Genomic DNA, 13,547 nt, shown 5'->3' on the forward strand with positions numbered 1-13,547 from the left:
TAAATTAAGAAAACTTTTAAAAAAAATCTATTTTCAGCAAAAAAGCGCAGCCATTTCGGCTGCGCTTTTGAATTATTATTTAGTTTCGATTAAACCATATTTCCCATCTTTACGGCCATATACAACATTAGTTTCATTTGTATCAGCATTTGTGAAGACGAAGAAATTATGTCCTAGCATATCCATTTGTAAGATCGCTTCTTCAACGTCCATCGGTTTTAAATCGAATCGTTTTGTACGTACAAGTTCCAGTTGATCCTCTTCTACCTCATCTAGGACAGCTACTGCTTCTGGAAGGATAAAGTTCGTTTTCATAGAACCTTTCTCACGTAACTTACGATTTACTTTTGTTTTATGTTTACGAATTTGTCGCTCAAGTTTATCAACTACTAAATCGATAGCAGCGTACATATCGCTATTAGTTTCTTCTGCACGAAGTAATAAATCAGTAAACGGGATTGTTACCTCGACACGTTGCTTGTCAGAGTATACTTTTAAATTAACTTTAATCTCTGGGAATGTATCAAAATAACGCTCTAACTTACTTAGTTTTTTCTCTACATATTCCTTTAATGCTGGAGTTACTTCAATATTTTCACCACGAATGTTGAATTTCATAGATGAATTCCTCCTTTCAAGCCTATGTACTATAATTTCGACACTGGCTTAAAAACTCCTTCTAACTTTTTTAAAAAAATTAGTGGAATTGCGATTTTTTTATCGTTTTTTGTTGAAATGAAAAGATGCATCGTTTCTATCTTTATTTTATCCTATTAACATCGTGAATAACGAATATAACTGTGGACAATTCGTTACAGAAAAGAAACAACTTTTTGACAACTTATTTTATAACAAAAACCCCTTGCAAAAAAAACAAGAGGTTCTACTACATATATATAACGTTGCCACAAACGCAGCTCTCTCTTCCAAAAACAATATACCTACAGTTTTACAACATTAGCTGCTTGTGGTCCACGTGCTCCATCTACAATATCAAACTCAACTTGTTGCCCTTCTTCTAATGACTTATATCCATCTTGTTGAATAGCAGAAAAATGAACAAACACATCATCACCATCTTCACGCTCAATAAACCCAAATCCCTTTTCTGCATTGAACCATTTCACTCTTCCTTGCATGTTCATTCCATTCCCTTCACTCTAAAAATCAGGGCATTCGCCCCATAATTTGACTATAACGAATGACAACATACGAAGTCAAAGAAGACTTATCGCCTTTTTATTATCTCTTTCGACAGTTACAAATCAACTTCTACAGAGCGTCAAACTAGAAACTTCCTTTGCTCCTCTATCGTATAAAAGACTTCCAATTTGTCTCACTGTAATTCCTGTCGTATATACATCGTCAACAAGTAAAATATGTTGATCTTGAAACATCTCTTCTCTCTGAAAATAAAAAGGATTCCTTCCCGAAAGCCTTTCTTTACGCGACTTCTTACTTTGTTTTTCTGTTTCCATCCTTCTTAATGATGGATAAGAAATTTTGACAGGTAAACAAGCTGCTAATAACTCTGCCTGATTAAAACCACGTTCATATTCCCGTTCCCTACTAAGTGGAACAGCAATAACAGTTGAAACGTTCGTAAAATACTTTTGAAATAGCTCCCGAAAAGATCGATAAAAAATACGCACTAACTCCGCATCACCTCGAAACTTAAACTGTGCTAATACTTCTTTCATCTCATCATCGTACACATACAAAGAACGATTTTTTAAAGGTCGATTCTTCTCTTCGTCCATCCACCTTATACAATCCATACAAATATCATCCTTTTTAAATACAGTAGAAAGAAGTTCTAAAGGTCGCCCGCACTCCTTGCAAATCTCTCCTATAATATAGGAAAGTTTCCGCTCACATCTATCACATATATATTTTTTATGTGACTTTACAAAGAAGGTGTACCAACTAACTGTTTCCAAAATGTATTCATCACAAAGTAAACAATGCATTAATCGAGCAATCCTTGTTCTTTCGCACTTTTGTTCATACTTTGAATATGTTTTTTCGCACGTACCATCGCCTCTGTCTTACCGTAATGAAAATAAACAACCTCACCATAAGGTTCTTCAAAACTACGACCTGCTCGGCCTGCAATTTGTACGAGCGCACTTTCCGAAAATATTTCTTCTTCAGCTCCTAACACAGCCACTTGTAAGTTCTTCACAGTTACTCCTCTTTCTAAAATTGTCGTTGTAGCTAATAACGGAATGTCTCCCTTTCTGAAAGATGCTACTTTTTCTTTTCTCATCGGATCTTCTGCATGTACGCCATCGATTCTATTATCCAACCCTTTCAATAACAGGCTCATTTCTTCTATATATTGCACATGAGGAACAAATAAAAAAATAGGATACTTTTTGTTTAAGTTCATTTTTAACCATTGTAGTAACACACGAGGAATTTTTTTATGATGGAGGCTTTTCTTCCAATTTCCGCACCAACTAAATAGAGGAACTGGTAACGGATGACGATGGTATCGTCCCGAAACAATGATACCTTTTTGTTTCCCTCTTCTGAAATTGCGCTTCCACTTTTCATCAGGGGTTGCAGTTAAATAAATACGCGCTGCTTTCTCTTTCATCGCTTGCCTAACTGCATACTGTAACATTTGATCCGCATGATACGGGAAGGCATCAATCTCATCTACAATCATCACATGAAACGCTCTATAGTAACGTAACAGTTGGTGAGTCGTTGCAACGACTAACGCTGCATCTTTTTCATGATCTACACTCCCTCCGTATAAAGCAGCCACATTTATACTTGGAAACACTTCTTGTAATCTCGGCGCTAATTCCATTACAACGTCCGTCCTTGGTGTTGCTATACAAACTCTTTCTCCTTTTTGAAGTGCCTCTTCTATACCGTAAAATAACATTTCCGTTTTTCCAGCGCCGCACACAGCCCAAATAAAAAAAGATTCTTTCTGCTTAATCGCTTCTATAACACCTTGCGCCGCCAATTCCTGACCAGTAGATAAAGTTCCTTTCCAATGTAACAAATTTAATTCCCTTTCTCCTTTTCTTTCATTAATCCCTCGAACAAGTACAGTACATTCACTAACTCTCCCCATCGTTATACACTTCCGGCAATACATGCATGCTTTACCGCATCTTTTACATAAAAATGATGCAAATAGCCGCTGCTCTATATTTCCGCAGCGCTGACATATATATTTAGAAGCCTTTTTTATTACGCCTTGTACACATATGACCTCTCCCTTCTCTTTTAAATCACTTAATTCTCTCCCTAAATCTGAAGAGAGTTCTTCTAATAGCAACTGTTTCCCAGCAAACATCCGCAACCACCTCCAGCACTACTATAAACCTTTCTCATAATCTCGTAAAAACTCAAAAAAGCCGATAACCTACTTATAAAATAGTAAGCTATCGACTTTATACACATGTTTTATTCGATTATAAATCCTAGAATCTACCGTATCCTAAGAAATGTTTTTGGTTGTAGCTACTGCTTAAGCTAGAGTAAGCAATACCTTTATCACCAGCATGAATCATTTGGTCATTACCAACGTAAATACCGATGTGAGATGGGCCTGCTTTATAAGTACCTTGGAAGAATACTAAATCTCCAGGTTGTGGGCTACTTACTTTAGAAACTGAGTTCCAGTAACCGTTAACGTCTTGACGACCTACACCGAAGACGTAAGAAATGAATCCACTACAGTCAAAACCACCATTTGACGGAGATGCACTTCCCCAAACATATGGCATACCTAAGTATTGTTGTGCTTTACCAATTACGCCAGGAACCGGAGCTGGGCCTGGTGTCGGTTCTGGTTTTTTATCTTCTTTTTTAGGTTCTTCTTTTTTAGGTTCTTCTTTTTGAGCTTGTCCACCGTTATTTGCTGGCGCTGCTGGCTGAGCAGGTGCCGCCGCTTGTGCTGGTTGAGCTTGCGCATCTTTAGCAGCTTGCTCTGCTTGTTTTTTTGCTGCAGCTTCTTGTGCAGCTTTTTCTTGCGCTTCTTGTTCAGCAATACGTTGTAATTGCAGCGCTTGCTTTTCAAGTTCTTTCAATTGACTTTCCGTACTTGTCATTGAAGTTACAACTGTATCCATTTTACCGCTTAAATCGTTTACTGCTGTTGCTTTTTTCGCTTTTTCAGCGTCAAGTTCTTTCTTAGCAGTTTCAATTTGAGCTTGTGCTTCTTTTAATTCTTTTTGCTTTGTTTTTACCGTTTCAACATCTTTTTTCACGTTCGCTTGATCTTCTTGTTGCGTTTTCATGATATCTTCGTCAGACTCAAGAATTTTAGAAACAGAAGTTAAACGATCAACTAAATCTGCAACGTTTTTAGAGTTTACAAGAACTTCTGTTACAACGTTCGTGTTTGGTTGTTCTTGAAGTGCAACTAAACGTTTTCTTAATAACTCTTCACGTTTTGCAATTTTCGTTTGTAATTCTGCAATATCTTTATTTTTCTTTTCGATTAATTGCTCAGTATCTGCAACTTTTTTCGTTGTTTCATCAAGTTTTGCAGCATTCTCTTGAACAGACTTATCTAAACCTTGAATTGTTTTGTTTAAGTCATTCATTTGTTTTTGTAATTCATCACGTTCTTGTTGTTGTTTATGTAAAGTGTCATTTTGTGTATTAATTTGTGATTTCACGTCAGAAATTTTATCTTCTGCAAATACATTTGGTGTTAGCCCTGAAAACATTAACCCTGCAACTAATGCGCAAGATGCCATTTTTAGCTTTTTCATTTTATTTTTTACACCGCTTTCTTTTTTCTTTTTCCGTATATAACCTATAAAATTTATACCATAATTCGGGATTTTTTTTGCTAATGTTACGGTTTTGTAAAACAAATGTAATATTATATGTAACTCTATCGCAAAATATGCATATTTTTGTATGTATGTGTAGAGTTTTAAAAGGTTTTTTATAAGCAAAGAAAAAAACGCAAGGTTTCCCTTACGTTTTATTAAATATACTAATACGGATGAAATCAAAACGTTATTTCATCCATTTCTCAGCCCAATTTTGGACTTCATCCATAACACTTTCTAACGCTTTTCCCTTGTCCGTTAAGCCGTACTCGATTCGAACTGGTACTTCTGGATAAACATTGCGAACTACAATGCCTTCGCTTTCCAATTCCTTTAAACGCTCTGATAACATACGATCGCTCATATTCGGTATAATATCTGCGATTTCTCTAAAACGTTTTGACTCTTCCAGCAAAGATTTAATAATTAAGCCAGTCCATTTCTTACTAAGCAAAGTAAAAGCTGACTCAAACTTTGGACATAAACAAGAATTATGCTCCATATGTTTCACCTCTCTTCTATTATAATATAGTTTCTTGTAAAAAGTAAGTTATAAAACTTTCCTCATTATTTTATTTTACGTACATTTTACCATTTCCAAATATTAACTTGTCAACTTCACGTAAAATATCCGTAAAAAAACCCTCTTCCGAAAGAGAGCTTTTTATATCTTTATTACTTCGTATACCATCCAAGACCTAGTGCACCTTCACCTAAATGCGTTCCAATTACAGCACCGAAATAACCTGTGCGGATTGTAACATGAGGATATTTTGCTTCTAATTCTGCCTTCCATTCATTCGCTTCCTCTTCACGTTGTGCATGAATGATAACTGCTTCCATAGGTACACCTTTACTTGCTTGCTCATCAAAAATTTCAATGATACGTTTTAACGCTTTTTTACGCGTACGAATCTTTTCAAACGGGATAATGATTTTGTCTCTAAAATATAAAACCGGCTTTACTTGTAACAGACTACCGATGAAAGCTTGCGCACTATTTAATCGGCCTCCACGTTGTAAATGGTGTAAATCATCTACTACAAAATAAGCGTCCATCGTTTTCTTCATTTCATCAAAACGGGCGATAATCTCTTTTGGATCCTTCCCTTCGCTTGCTAGCCTTGCACCTTCACGCACATAGAACCCTTGTACTTCACAACTAATTTCAGAGTCGTACGTATATACATCAATACCCTCTACCATTTGTCCAGCTGTCGTTGCCGTTTGATATGTACCACTAATTCCACTTGAAAGATGAATGCTAATAACTGCATCATAATCCTTAGATAATTCTTCATATAGCTCAACAAACTTTCCGATTGCTGGTTGAGAAGTTTTTGGAAGTTCTTCTTGCTCACGTACTTTTACATAAAAATCATCTGCTGAAATTTCAGCTTCTTCTTGATAAGATTCCGTTCCAAACACAACGTTTAATGGAATCATATATATATTGAGTTCATCACGAATATGCTTCGGTATATATGCTGTACTATCAGTAACAATAGCTGTTTTCATTTTCGTACCTGCCTTATAAAAAAGTTTTTATTTCCTAATTTTACACGAAAACTAAAAATGGTGCATCCATACATAAAAATGCGGGTTTGAAATTATACTCATCATCTCGACAAATTACAACAAAAAGGGAAAACACTCACCAAAAATTTCAGCTTATTTATAAAAAATGTTTGAATATAAAAACGCCCGCTTTTAAAATGTAAAGTACTAGTCATTTTGATGGATAGGAGCGTATACAAGTGTTATTACAATATTTAACAATAAAGGACTACGGTGAACACGAAATTGTTATTCAAAAATCAAGATTCATCTGTTATGTTAGTCGTGCTACAACCGAAGAAGAGGCTCAAGAATTCATACAAAAAATCAAAAAACAAAACTGGAATGCAACACATAATTGTTCTGCTTATTTAATTGGCGAACAAGATCAAATTCAAAAAGCAAATGATGATGGTGAACCTAGCGGTACAGCTGGCGTACCTATGTTAGAGGTACTAAAAAAACGCGGTTTAAAAGATACCGTCGTTGTCGTTACCCGCTATTTTGGTGGCATCAAACTGGGCGCTGGTGGATTAATTCGCGCATATGGAAAATGTACAAGCGAAGGCATTAATCATGTCGGTGTTGTCGAGCGAAAACTAATGCGTGTTATGCAGACCGAAATTGATTACACGTTACTTGGCAAAATTGAAAATGAATTACGCAATTCAAAATATGCCATTAAAGATATACATTATCTCGAAAATGTCACATTTGATACGTATGTAGAAGAAGATGGAAAACAAGCATTCACGGATTGGATGATTGAATTAACAAATGGGAAATGTACAATTACAGAAGGAGATATGTTGTACTTAGAACAAGATGTTATCTAAGAATAAATACTTTATCGCCTTTAAAGATTAATGTAGTGAATTACTTTCCTACAAATGAACTAAGGAGATTATATATGGAAGAACGTTATTATCATCTCCAAAATAGCAGAATAAAAAAGAAACGAAGAAGAAAGTTTTTCTACTTCCTTATTTTCTTATTTTTATTTGGTAGTGTAGGACTTTATATATTAAATTCCTACTCTTCTCTCATGGGGATGTATAGTGGTTTTACTCGTGAAAAATCGGATTTGAGAACCGAAGATGTAGAAATTACAAAGGAGCCTTTTACACTCCTTATTATGGGTATAGAAGATTATGCAACAGACGGTCAAAACGGTCGTACAGATTCATTAATGTTTGCGACAGTCAATCCGAAAACGCAAAAGATTTCGCTTATGAGTATCCCTCGTGATAGTCGCGTTCCAATTGTCGGAAAGAATAAAGAGGACAAAATTAACGCTGCACATGCTTACGGCGGAGAAGAAATGGCAATCAAAACTGTCGAAGGTTTTCTAAAAGTGCCTGTCGACCATTATCTTAAAATTGATTTCCAAGGCTTTAAAGGTATTGTTGATGCTGTTGGCGGTGTTACTGTTGATGTCCCCTTCGATTTTTGGGAGCGTTCAGACGTGGATTACTACAAAAAAATTGAATTTAAGCAAGGACAACAAGAATTAAACGGTGAAGAAGCACTCGCTTACGTTCGTATGCGAAAGCAAGATCCAAATGGCGATTATGGCCGGGCTGCTAGACAAAGACAATTACTAGCTGCTGTTGCTCAAAAACTAAATTCCACCTCTACCGTATTTAAAATTAAAGATTTGACAGCAGTCGTTGGAAAATATATAAAAACTGACATTCCTATTTCAGATGGCCTTGCTCTTTATAATAAACTTTCTGGGTTTGATCCTTCTACAATGCAAACGTTCAAACTTGAAGGAGAAGACAAAAAAATAGGTGGTATTTATTACTTCCTTCCGGATCCAAACGGTGTTGAGGCAGTACGTAACGAAATTAAAAAGGAATTAGGTGAAAAGGTAAACACGCAAGAAAATCCAACAACAAAAACTGAATCAAATCCTTCTTCAAATTCTAACTCGAACGAAAAAGCAAAGAAAGAAACGAATCACAATCAGAACAAAACACCAACTGATCCCCCTCCTTCTACGAATGCTCATGCAGAGTGGATTATGAGAAATCAGCAATAACAAAAAGAGCCAAATCGTATATGATTTGGCTCTTTTTTTATTTACTTATTAAAGTGTTGTAAAATTGCTTCTACAATACGCTCTGATGCACGGCCATCACCGTACGGATTAGATGCTTTTGACATCTTATCATGAGCTTCTTTGTCTGATAACAACTCATCAGCAAGACTAAAGATTGTCTCTTCGTCTGTTCCCGCTAATTTCAACGTACCTGCTTCAATACCTTCTGGACGCTCTGTTGTATCACGAAGAACAAGAACCGGTACACCTAATGACGGCGCTTCCTCTTGTACCCCACCAGAATCAGTTAACATTAAGTATGAACGAGCTGCAACATTGTGGAAATCAATTACATCTAGCGGCTCAATTAAATGAATGCGGCCATGATCACCTAAAATATCATTTGCTGTTTCACGAACAACAGGGTTCATATGAACAGGATACACAACTTGTACGTCTTCATGCTTATCAACAAGACGCTTAATTGCACGGAACATATTACGCATTGGCTCTCCTAGGTTTTCACGACGGTGAGCTGTCATAAGTACAAGACGATCATTCCCAAGCTTCTCTAGTACAGGATGACTATATGTTTCTTTTACAGTCGTTTTTAATGCATCAATCGCTGTATTTCCTGTTATGAAAATGCGTGACTCATCTTTATTTTCTTTCTGTAAGTTCGTTGCTGATTTTGCTGTAGGTGAGAAATGAAGATCTGCCATTACGCCTGTTAATTGACGATTCATCTCTTCTGGGTATGGAGAATATTTATCCCATGTACGAAGTCCTGCCTCGACATGGCCTACTGGAATTTGATTATAGAAAGCAGCTAAGCTTGCAATAAATGTTGTCGTTGTATCACCATGTACGAGTACGATATCCGGCTTTGCTTCTTTCATTACTTTATCTAAACCTTCTAAACCACGTGTTGTAATATCAATTAAAGTTTGGCGATCCTTCATAATATTCAAATCGAAATCTGGTGTAATCCCAAAGATACTTAATACTTGGTCTAACATTTGACGGTGTTGCGCTGTTACAGTCACAATCGATTCAATTTTCTCTGGATGCTTTTGCAACTCTAATACAAGAGGTGCCATTTTAATTGCTTCTGGACGTGTCCCGAAAATTGTCATTACTTTTAAACGTTCAGTCATTTCATTGCCTCTTTTCTTTCACTAGTTACAACTTCTATTATGACATATAAGAATATACATGAATACATACTTTTTAACGAATAATGGAAAAGTCCCTCTTACAAATACTTTCTCTTCCAACAGAATAATAATCTATCTCTTGCTTCTTGACATCCTCAACAGTATAACAATTTCTTCCATCAAATAAAATAGGTTCTCTCATAAGTTGGGCGTACTTTTCTAACGGATAAGCCCGGATAGCCTCCCATTCTGTCATGATAAAAGCCGCACTCGCTCCTCTAATGGATTCATCTATACATTCGCTATATTGTATAGTCTTCCCAAAGATATTTTTCATATTTTGAATCGCCTTCGGGTCATATAGAACTATATCCGCACCTATATTCATTAATTCTTGTATTATAATAAGGGACGGTGCGTCTCTTATATCATCTGTGTTCGGTTTAAATGCCGCTCCCAGCACTGCAATCCGCTTCTTGTTCATATTCATTACTTTCTTCGCTTTCTCGATCAATAATAACTGTTGTTTATTATTTACTTCAATGACGGCTTTTAACAAGCGAAAATCATGTGCTACATTCCCTGCAATTTGCACAAGAGCTTTCGTATCTTTCGGAAAACACGATCCCCCGTAACCAATGCCCGCATTTAAAAAAGATGCCCCAATTCTCTTATCCATTCCCATCCCTTTTGCAACGTCTGATACATTAGCTCCTACCTTCTCACATATATTTGAAATTTCATTGATAAAACTAATTTTTGTCGCTAAAAAAGCATTCGATGCATATTTAATCATCTCTGCACTTTTTATGTCTGTCACATATGTCTGTAAGTGTAATTCACTATATAAATTCTCCACTTTTCGTGTCGCTTCCTCATTATCTGCTCCAATTACAATACGATCTCCCCGAAAAAAATCGTAAATACCTGAACCCTCCCGTAAAAATTCGGGATTCGATACAATATGTAATTCATGCCTATTTTGTAATGTCTCCTCAATCCATCCCCTCATAGCATCATTCGTCCCTACAGGAACCGTACTTTTTGTAACAACAATGATGTCTTTAGTCGCATATGTTCCAATATCAACACATGCATTTTGAATATATGTTAAATCCGCTGTCCCATCTAATAATGATGGCGTTCCAACTGCAATAAATATAAATTCTGCATCGTTAAATGCTTCTTCTTTACTTGTTGTAAAAGTTAAACGATTATTCTCAAACGCATCATGTATTAATTCATATAAGCCTGCTTCATAAATAGGCAGATCCCCTTGTTTTATCCGTTCAATTTTCTCATTATTTATATCAAAACATGTAACCGAATGTCCCAATACTGCCAATCCTACTCCTGTAATCAATCCAACGTATCCGGTACCTATTATCGTAATTTTCATTTCCTTTTCGCACAGGAATATACAATAGAAAATATACGAATACATAGAATTCTCCCTGCGCTTCCTCCTCTCACATTAAAAATGAGAAAACTCTTTTACTTCTTTATTATATGAATTACTTTCTTCATTCTTTTTTAAGTTTTTGTAAAATTAAATATTGTTCATTAAACCAATAGAGATCTTACCGGGATTAAAGCTCCCTTTTCACGCAGGATAAATTCCCACATTTTAACACGGAACTTACTCATTTCTACGTGTAACACTTATAATATTGAAATAAAAGTATTCACTATTAAAGAAAAAGAGAAAATGTCATATTCCAAAGCCCAATACGATTAACCTTCTCAAATGATTCAACATTCTGTATACAATTGTCATATATTCTATCTGTTTCCATTTACTGTAAAACGAAAAAAAGATTGAATTCTAATCTTTTTGTGATACCATATGTTATGAGCCTGTAAATAAACATCATAATTTTCAGATAAATACATTTAAAAAATTACGTTAGACTATAAAAGGGTGGGGTATTAATGGACTCACAAGTGATTTATGCCATTTTGGCATCTTTCATCACTGTACTCGTCGTTACTCCTTTAGTTATTAAGTTAGCTTTTAAAATAGGAGCAACAGATAAGCCAAACGCGCGTAAAGTGCACCAAAAGATTATGCCTCGTCTTGGCGGGTTAGCGATATTTATTGGTGTGGCTGTTGGATTTGTTGTCGGTGGCTTATACGAACAAAGAATGTTATCGATAACGCTAGGTGCGATTATCATTGTAATCATCGGTATTTTAGATGATATGTACGAGTTATCTGCGAAGGTAAAATTCGGTGGACAACTATTAGTTGCCGTTATGATTGTAAAAAGTGGATTATTAGTGCAAGTATTATATATTCCAATCCTCGGGGATACTGAACTTGGATGGCTTGCTTACCCAATTACAGTATTTTGGATTGTAGGTATTACAAATGCTATCAACTTAATTGACGGCTTAGATGGATTATCCGCTGGTATTTCATCTATCGTACTGGCAACGCTAGCATATATGGCCTTCACTAGCCCATGGGGTACTGGAACAGCTATTATTTTACCGCTAGCACTAATTGCACTTGCAAGTACAATTGGATTTTTATTCTACAACTTCCATCCAGCAAAAATTTTCATGGGAGATACAGGAGCACTATTTTTAGGATACTGTATTTCTGTTATATCGTTACTTGGATTATACAAAAGTGTAACGTTATTCAGTTTTATCGTTCCAGTTATCATTTTAGGCGTACCTGTATTTGATACGACATTTGCAATTATCCGCCGTATCGTAAATAAAAAACCTATTTCAGCACCAGATAAATCGCATTTACATCACCGTTTACTTGCAATGGGCTTCTCTCATCGTAAAACGGTACTAATTATATACGCATTCGGTATTTTCTTTAGTGTAAATGCAATCATTTTCTCTAGTGCGACATTATGGTTATCCATTATTCTTCTTTTCGTTTTAATCTTCTTTACAGAGATTATTGCTGAAGTAATTGGGCTTGTACATGAACGTTACAAACCACTTATTTCCTTTTATAAAAAAGTGAAAAAACGCGAAGACTAATTGTAGTATAGCCTTTACTATTATGAAATATTCAAATAGCATCCTCTTTCTTATAAGAGGATGCTATTTTTTATTCGTTATTTTACATTTCCAAAATATAGCTTGTTTGAGAGTTCCACTATTGGAGAAAGATATACATAATAAGAAAAGGGTTATATTTTCTTTTTTACATCTTGATTGTCAAACTGAGGGTGAATGTTATGATCAAGCGAGTATTTCAATACATTATTTTATTTTTAACGATTACTATGTACGCGTCATCTCATGCAGGAGCAACTACAATTCCCCCTGCTGAACATCATCCAAATACCGAAACTACCTCTTCTACAAAAAAAATCGCGTACTTAACATTTGATGACGGACCAAACAAATATACTACGCAAATTTTAAACATCTTAAAAGAAAAGAACGGAAAAGCAACTTTCTTTGTGATTGGTGGAAAAGTACCACATTATAAAAAGACAATGCAACGATTAATTAAAGATGGACATTATATCGGACTTCACAGTATGTCCCATGATGTAAAACGCCTTTACACTGGTGATCCATCTGCTTTAATTACAGAAATGGAACAAACACAAAACATTGTCCAACAAGTTACAAAATTAAATACACATCTCGTTCGTGTCCCGTATGGTAGCATGCCTTATTTAAAAAAGAATTACCGTGATGCACTTGTATCAGCCCAGTATAAAATGTGGGATTGGACAATCGATACATACGACTGGAAAAGCTATGACAATCCTTCTGCCATACTAGAAAGGGTACGTAATCAGAGCGATGAACAAGTCGAAGTAATTTTAATGCATGATTCGAGTGTAACCGTACAAATACTGCCACAAGTAATTGATTACTTACAGTCACAAGGATACAAACTTCTTCCTTATAATCCATCTTCTCATCTCAAAGTAAACTTTTGGAAAGACACAAGATTGTAACAGCTTTAGTGCCTATGTGCTAAAGCTGTTTTAT

The 13,547-nt window shown here is 35.6% G+C and carries 13 protein-coding genes; 4 read left to right on the forward strand and 9 right to left on the reverse strand.

The annotated features are described in order from the left end of the window. Positions 1 to 75: 75 nt before the first annotated feature. From hpf to AC2CGR_RS20810, 7 genes are all read right to left on the reverse strand, one after another. The gene (hpf, locus tag AC2CGR_RS20780) at positions 76 to 618 is read right to left on the reverse strand and encodes a ribosome hibernation-promoting factor, HPF/YfiA family (RefSeq protein ID WP_000671191.1); all 543 of its coding nucleotides are present in this window, start codon (positions 616 to 618) and stop codon (positions 76 to 78) included. 323 nt (positions 619 to 941) lie between these two features. Continuing rightward, complete coding sequence (gene cspC / locus AC2CGR_RS20785) at positions 942 to 1,139, reverse strand: cold shock protein CspC (RefSeq protein WP_001990088.1); 198 nt, start codon at positions 1,137 to 1,139, stop codon at positions 942 to 944. Positions 1,140 to 1,265: 126 nt separating this feature from the next. Next, positions 1,266 to 1,970, reverse strand: coding sequence for a ComFC family protein (locus tag AC2CGR_RS20790; RefSeq protein WP_131101053.1), 705 nt, complete (start codon positions 1,968 to 1,970; stop codon positions 1,266 to 1,268). Continuing rightward, on the reverse strand, positions 1,970 to 3,319 hold the full coding sequence (gene comFA / locus AC2CGR_RS20795) for an ATP-dependent helicase ComFA (RefSeq protein ID WP_484481105.1): 1,350 nt from the start codon (positions 3,317 to 3,319) through the stop codon (positions 1,970 to 1,972). Before comFA ends, AC2CGR_RS20790 begins: the two co-directional genes overlap by 1 nt. 127 nt (positions 3,320 to 3,446) lie before the next feature. Continuing rightward, positions 3,447 to 4,850, reverse strand: a complete 1,404-nt coding sequence (locus AC2CGR_RS20800) for a coiled-coil domain-containing protein (protein ID WP_131101126.1) — start codon at positions 4,848 to 4,850, stop codon at positions 3,447 to 3,449. Between the two features lie 148 nt (positions 4,851 to 4,998). After that, the gene (locus AC2CGR_RS20805; RefSeq protein WP_000400857.1) at positions 4,999 to 5,313 is read right to left on the reverse strand and encodes a winged helix-turn-helix transcriptional regulator; all 315 of its coding nucleotides are present in this window, start codon (positions 5,311 to 5,313) and stop codon (positions 4,999 to 5,001) included. Positions 5,314 to 5,486: 173 nt separating this feature from the next. Continuing rightward, positions 5,487 to 6,329 carry a DegV family protein gene (locus AC2CGR_RS20810; protein ID WP_029440995.1) on the reverse strand — a complete coding sequence of 281 codons (843 nt, stop codon included), beginning with the start codon at positions 6,327 to 6,329 and terminating at the stop codon, positions 5,487 to 5,489. A gap of 239 nt (positions 6,330 to 6,568) precedes the next feature. Here AC2CGR_RS20810 and AC2CGR_RS20815 point away from each other — a divergent pair, with 239 nt between their 5' ends. Together AC2CGR_RS20815 and AC2CGR_RS20820 are read left to right on the forward strand one after the other, a co-directional pair. Further along, the gene (locus tag AC2CGR_RS20815) at positions 6,569 to 7,204 is read left to right on the forward strand and encodes a YigZ family protein (RefSeq protein ID WP_000926682.1); all 636 of its coding nucleotides are present in this window, start codon (positions 6,569 to 6,571) and stop codon (positions 7,202 to 7,204) included. A 74-nt stretch (positions 7,205 to 7,278) separates the two neighbouring features. Beyond that, entirely contained in the window at positions 7,279 to 8,412 is a 1,134-nt protein-coding gene (locus tag AC2CGR_RS20820) for an LCP family protein (protein ID WP_001975277.1), read from the forward strand. Positions 8,413 to 8,453: 41 nt separating this feature from the next. Here the strand turns inward: AC2CGR_RS20820 and wecB are convergent, their stop codons facing one another. Beyond that, entirely contained in the window at positions 8,454 to 9,569 is a 1,116-nt protein-coding gene (gene wecB, locus AC2CGR_RS20825) for a non-hydrolyzing UDP-N-acetylglucosamine 2-epimerase (RefSeq protein WP_000140129.1), read from the reverse strand. 73 nt (positions 9,570 to 9,642) lie between these two features. Next, positions 9,643 to 11,013 (reverse strand): UDP-glucose dehydrogenase family protein, encoded by a 1,371-nt coding sequence (locus AC2CGR_RS20830; RefSeq protein ID WP_102990439.1) that lies wholly within the window; start codon positions 11,011 to 11,013, stop codon positions 9,643 to 9,645. A 488-nt stretch (positions 11,014 to 11,501) separates the two neighbouring features. On the opposite strand from AC2CGR_RS20830, the gene AC2CGR_RS20835 reads away from it, so the two are divergent. Continuing rightward, on the forward strand, positions 11,502 to 12,575 hold the full coding sequence (locus tag AC2CGR_RS20835) for a glycosyltransferase family 4 protein (protein WP_000378317.1): 1,074 nt from the start codon (positions 11,502 to 11,504) through the stop codon (positions 12,573 to 12,575). Between the two features lie 200 nt (positions 12,576 to 12,775). Beyond that, positions 12,776 to 13,513 (forward strand): polysaccharide deacetylase family protein, encoded by a 738-nt coding sequence (locus AC2CGR_RS20840; RefSeq protein WP_087968728.1) that lies wholly within the window; start codon positions 12,776 to 12,778, stop codon positions 13,511 to 13,513. Positions 13,514 to 13,547: the final 34 nt, after the last annotated feature.

The organism is Bacillus sp. LSHTCR4, assembly GCF_057197025.1.

Excerpts from the sequence above, each read along its gene's own strand:
- hpf (WP_000671191.1), bottom strand. The coding sequence starts at position 618 with ATGAAATTCAACATTCGTGGTGAAAATATTGAAGTAACTCCAGCATTA.
- cspC (WP_001990088.1), bottom strand. The coding sequence starts at position 1,139 with ATGCAAGGAAGAGTGAAATGGTTCAATGCAGAAAAGGGATTTGGGTTT.
- AC2CGR_RS20790 (WP_131101053.1), bottom strand. The coding sequence starts at position 1,970 with ATGCATTGTTTACTTTGTGATGAATACATTTTGGAAACAGTTAGTTGG.
- comFA (WP_484481105.1), bottom strand. The coding sequence starts at position 3,319 with ATGTTTGCTGGGAAACAGTTGCTATTAGAAGAACTCTCTTCAGATTTA.
- AC2CGR_RS20805 (WP_000400857.1), bottom strand. The coding sequence starts at position 5,313 with ATGGAGCATAATTCTTGTTTATGTCCAAAGTTTGAGTCAGCTTTTACT.
- AC2CGR_RS20810 (WP_029440995.1), bottom strand. The coding sequence starts at position 6,329 with ATGAAAACAGCTATTGTTACTGATAGTACAGCATATATACCGAAGCAT.
- AC2CGR_RS20820 (WP_001975277.1), top strand. The coding sequence starts at position 7,279 with ATGGAAGAACGTTATTATCATCTCCAAAATAGCAGAATAAAAAAGAAA.
- wecB (WP_000140129.1), bottom strand. The coding sequence starts at position 9,569 with ATGACTGAACGTTTAAAAGTAATGACAATTTTCGGGACACGTCCAGAA.
- AC2CGR_RS20830 (WP_102990439.1), bottom strand. The coding sequence starts at position 11,013 with ATGTATTCGTATATTTTCTATTGTATATTCCTGTGCGAAAAGGAAATG.
- AC2CGR_RS20835 (WP_000378317.1), top strand. The coding sequence starts at position 11,502 with ATGGACTCACAAGTGATTTATGCCATTTTGGCATCTTTCATCACTGTA.
- AC2CGR_RS20840 (WP_087968728.1), top strand. The coding sequence starts at position 12,776 with ATGATCAAGCGAGTATTTCAATACATTATTTTATTTTTAACGATTACT.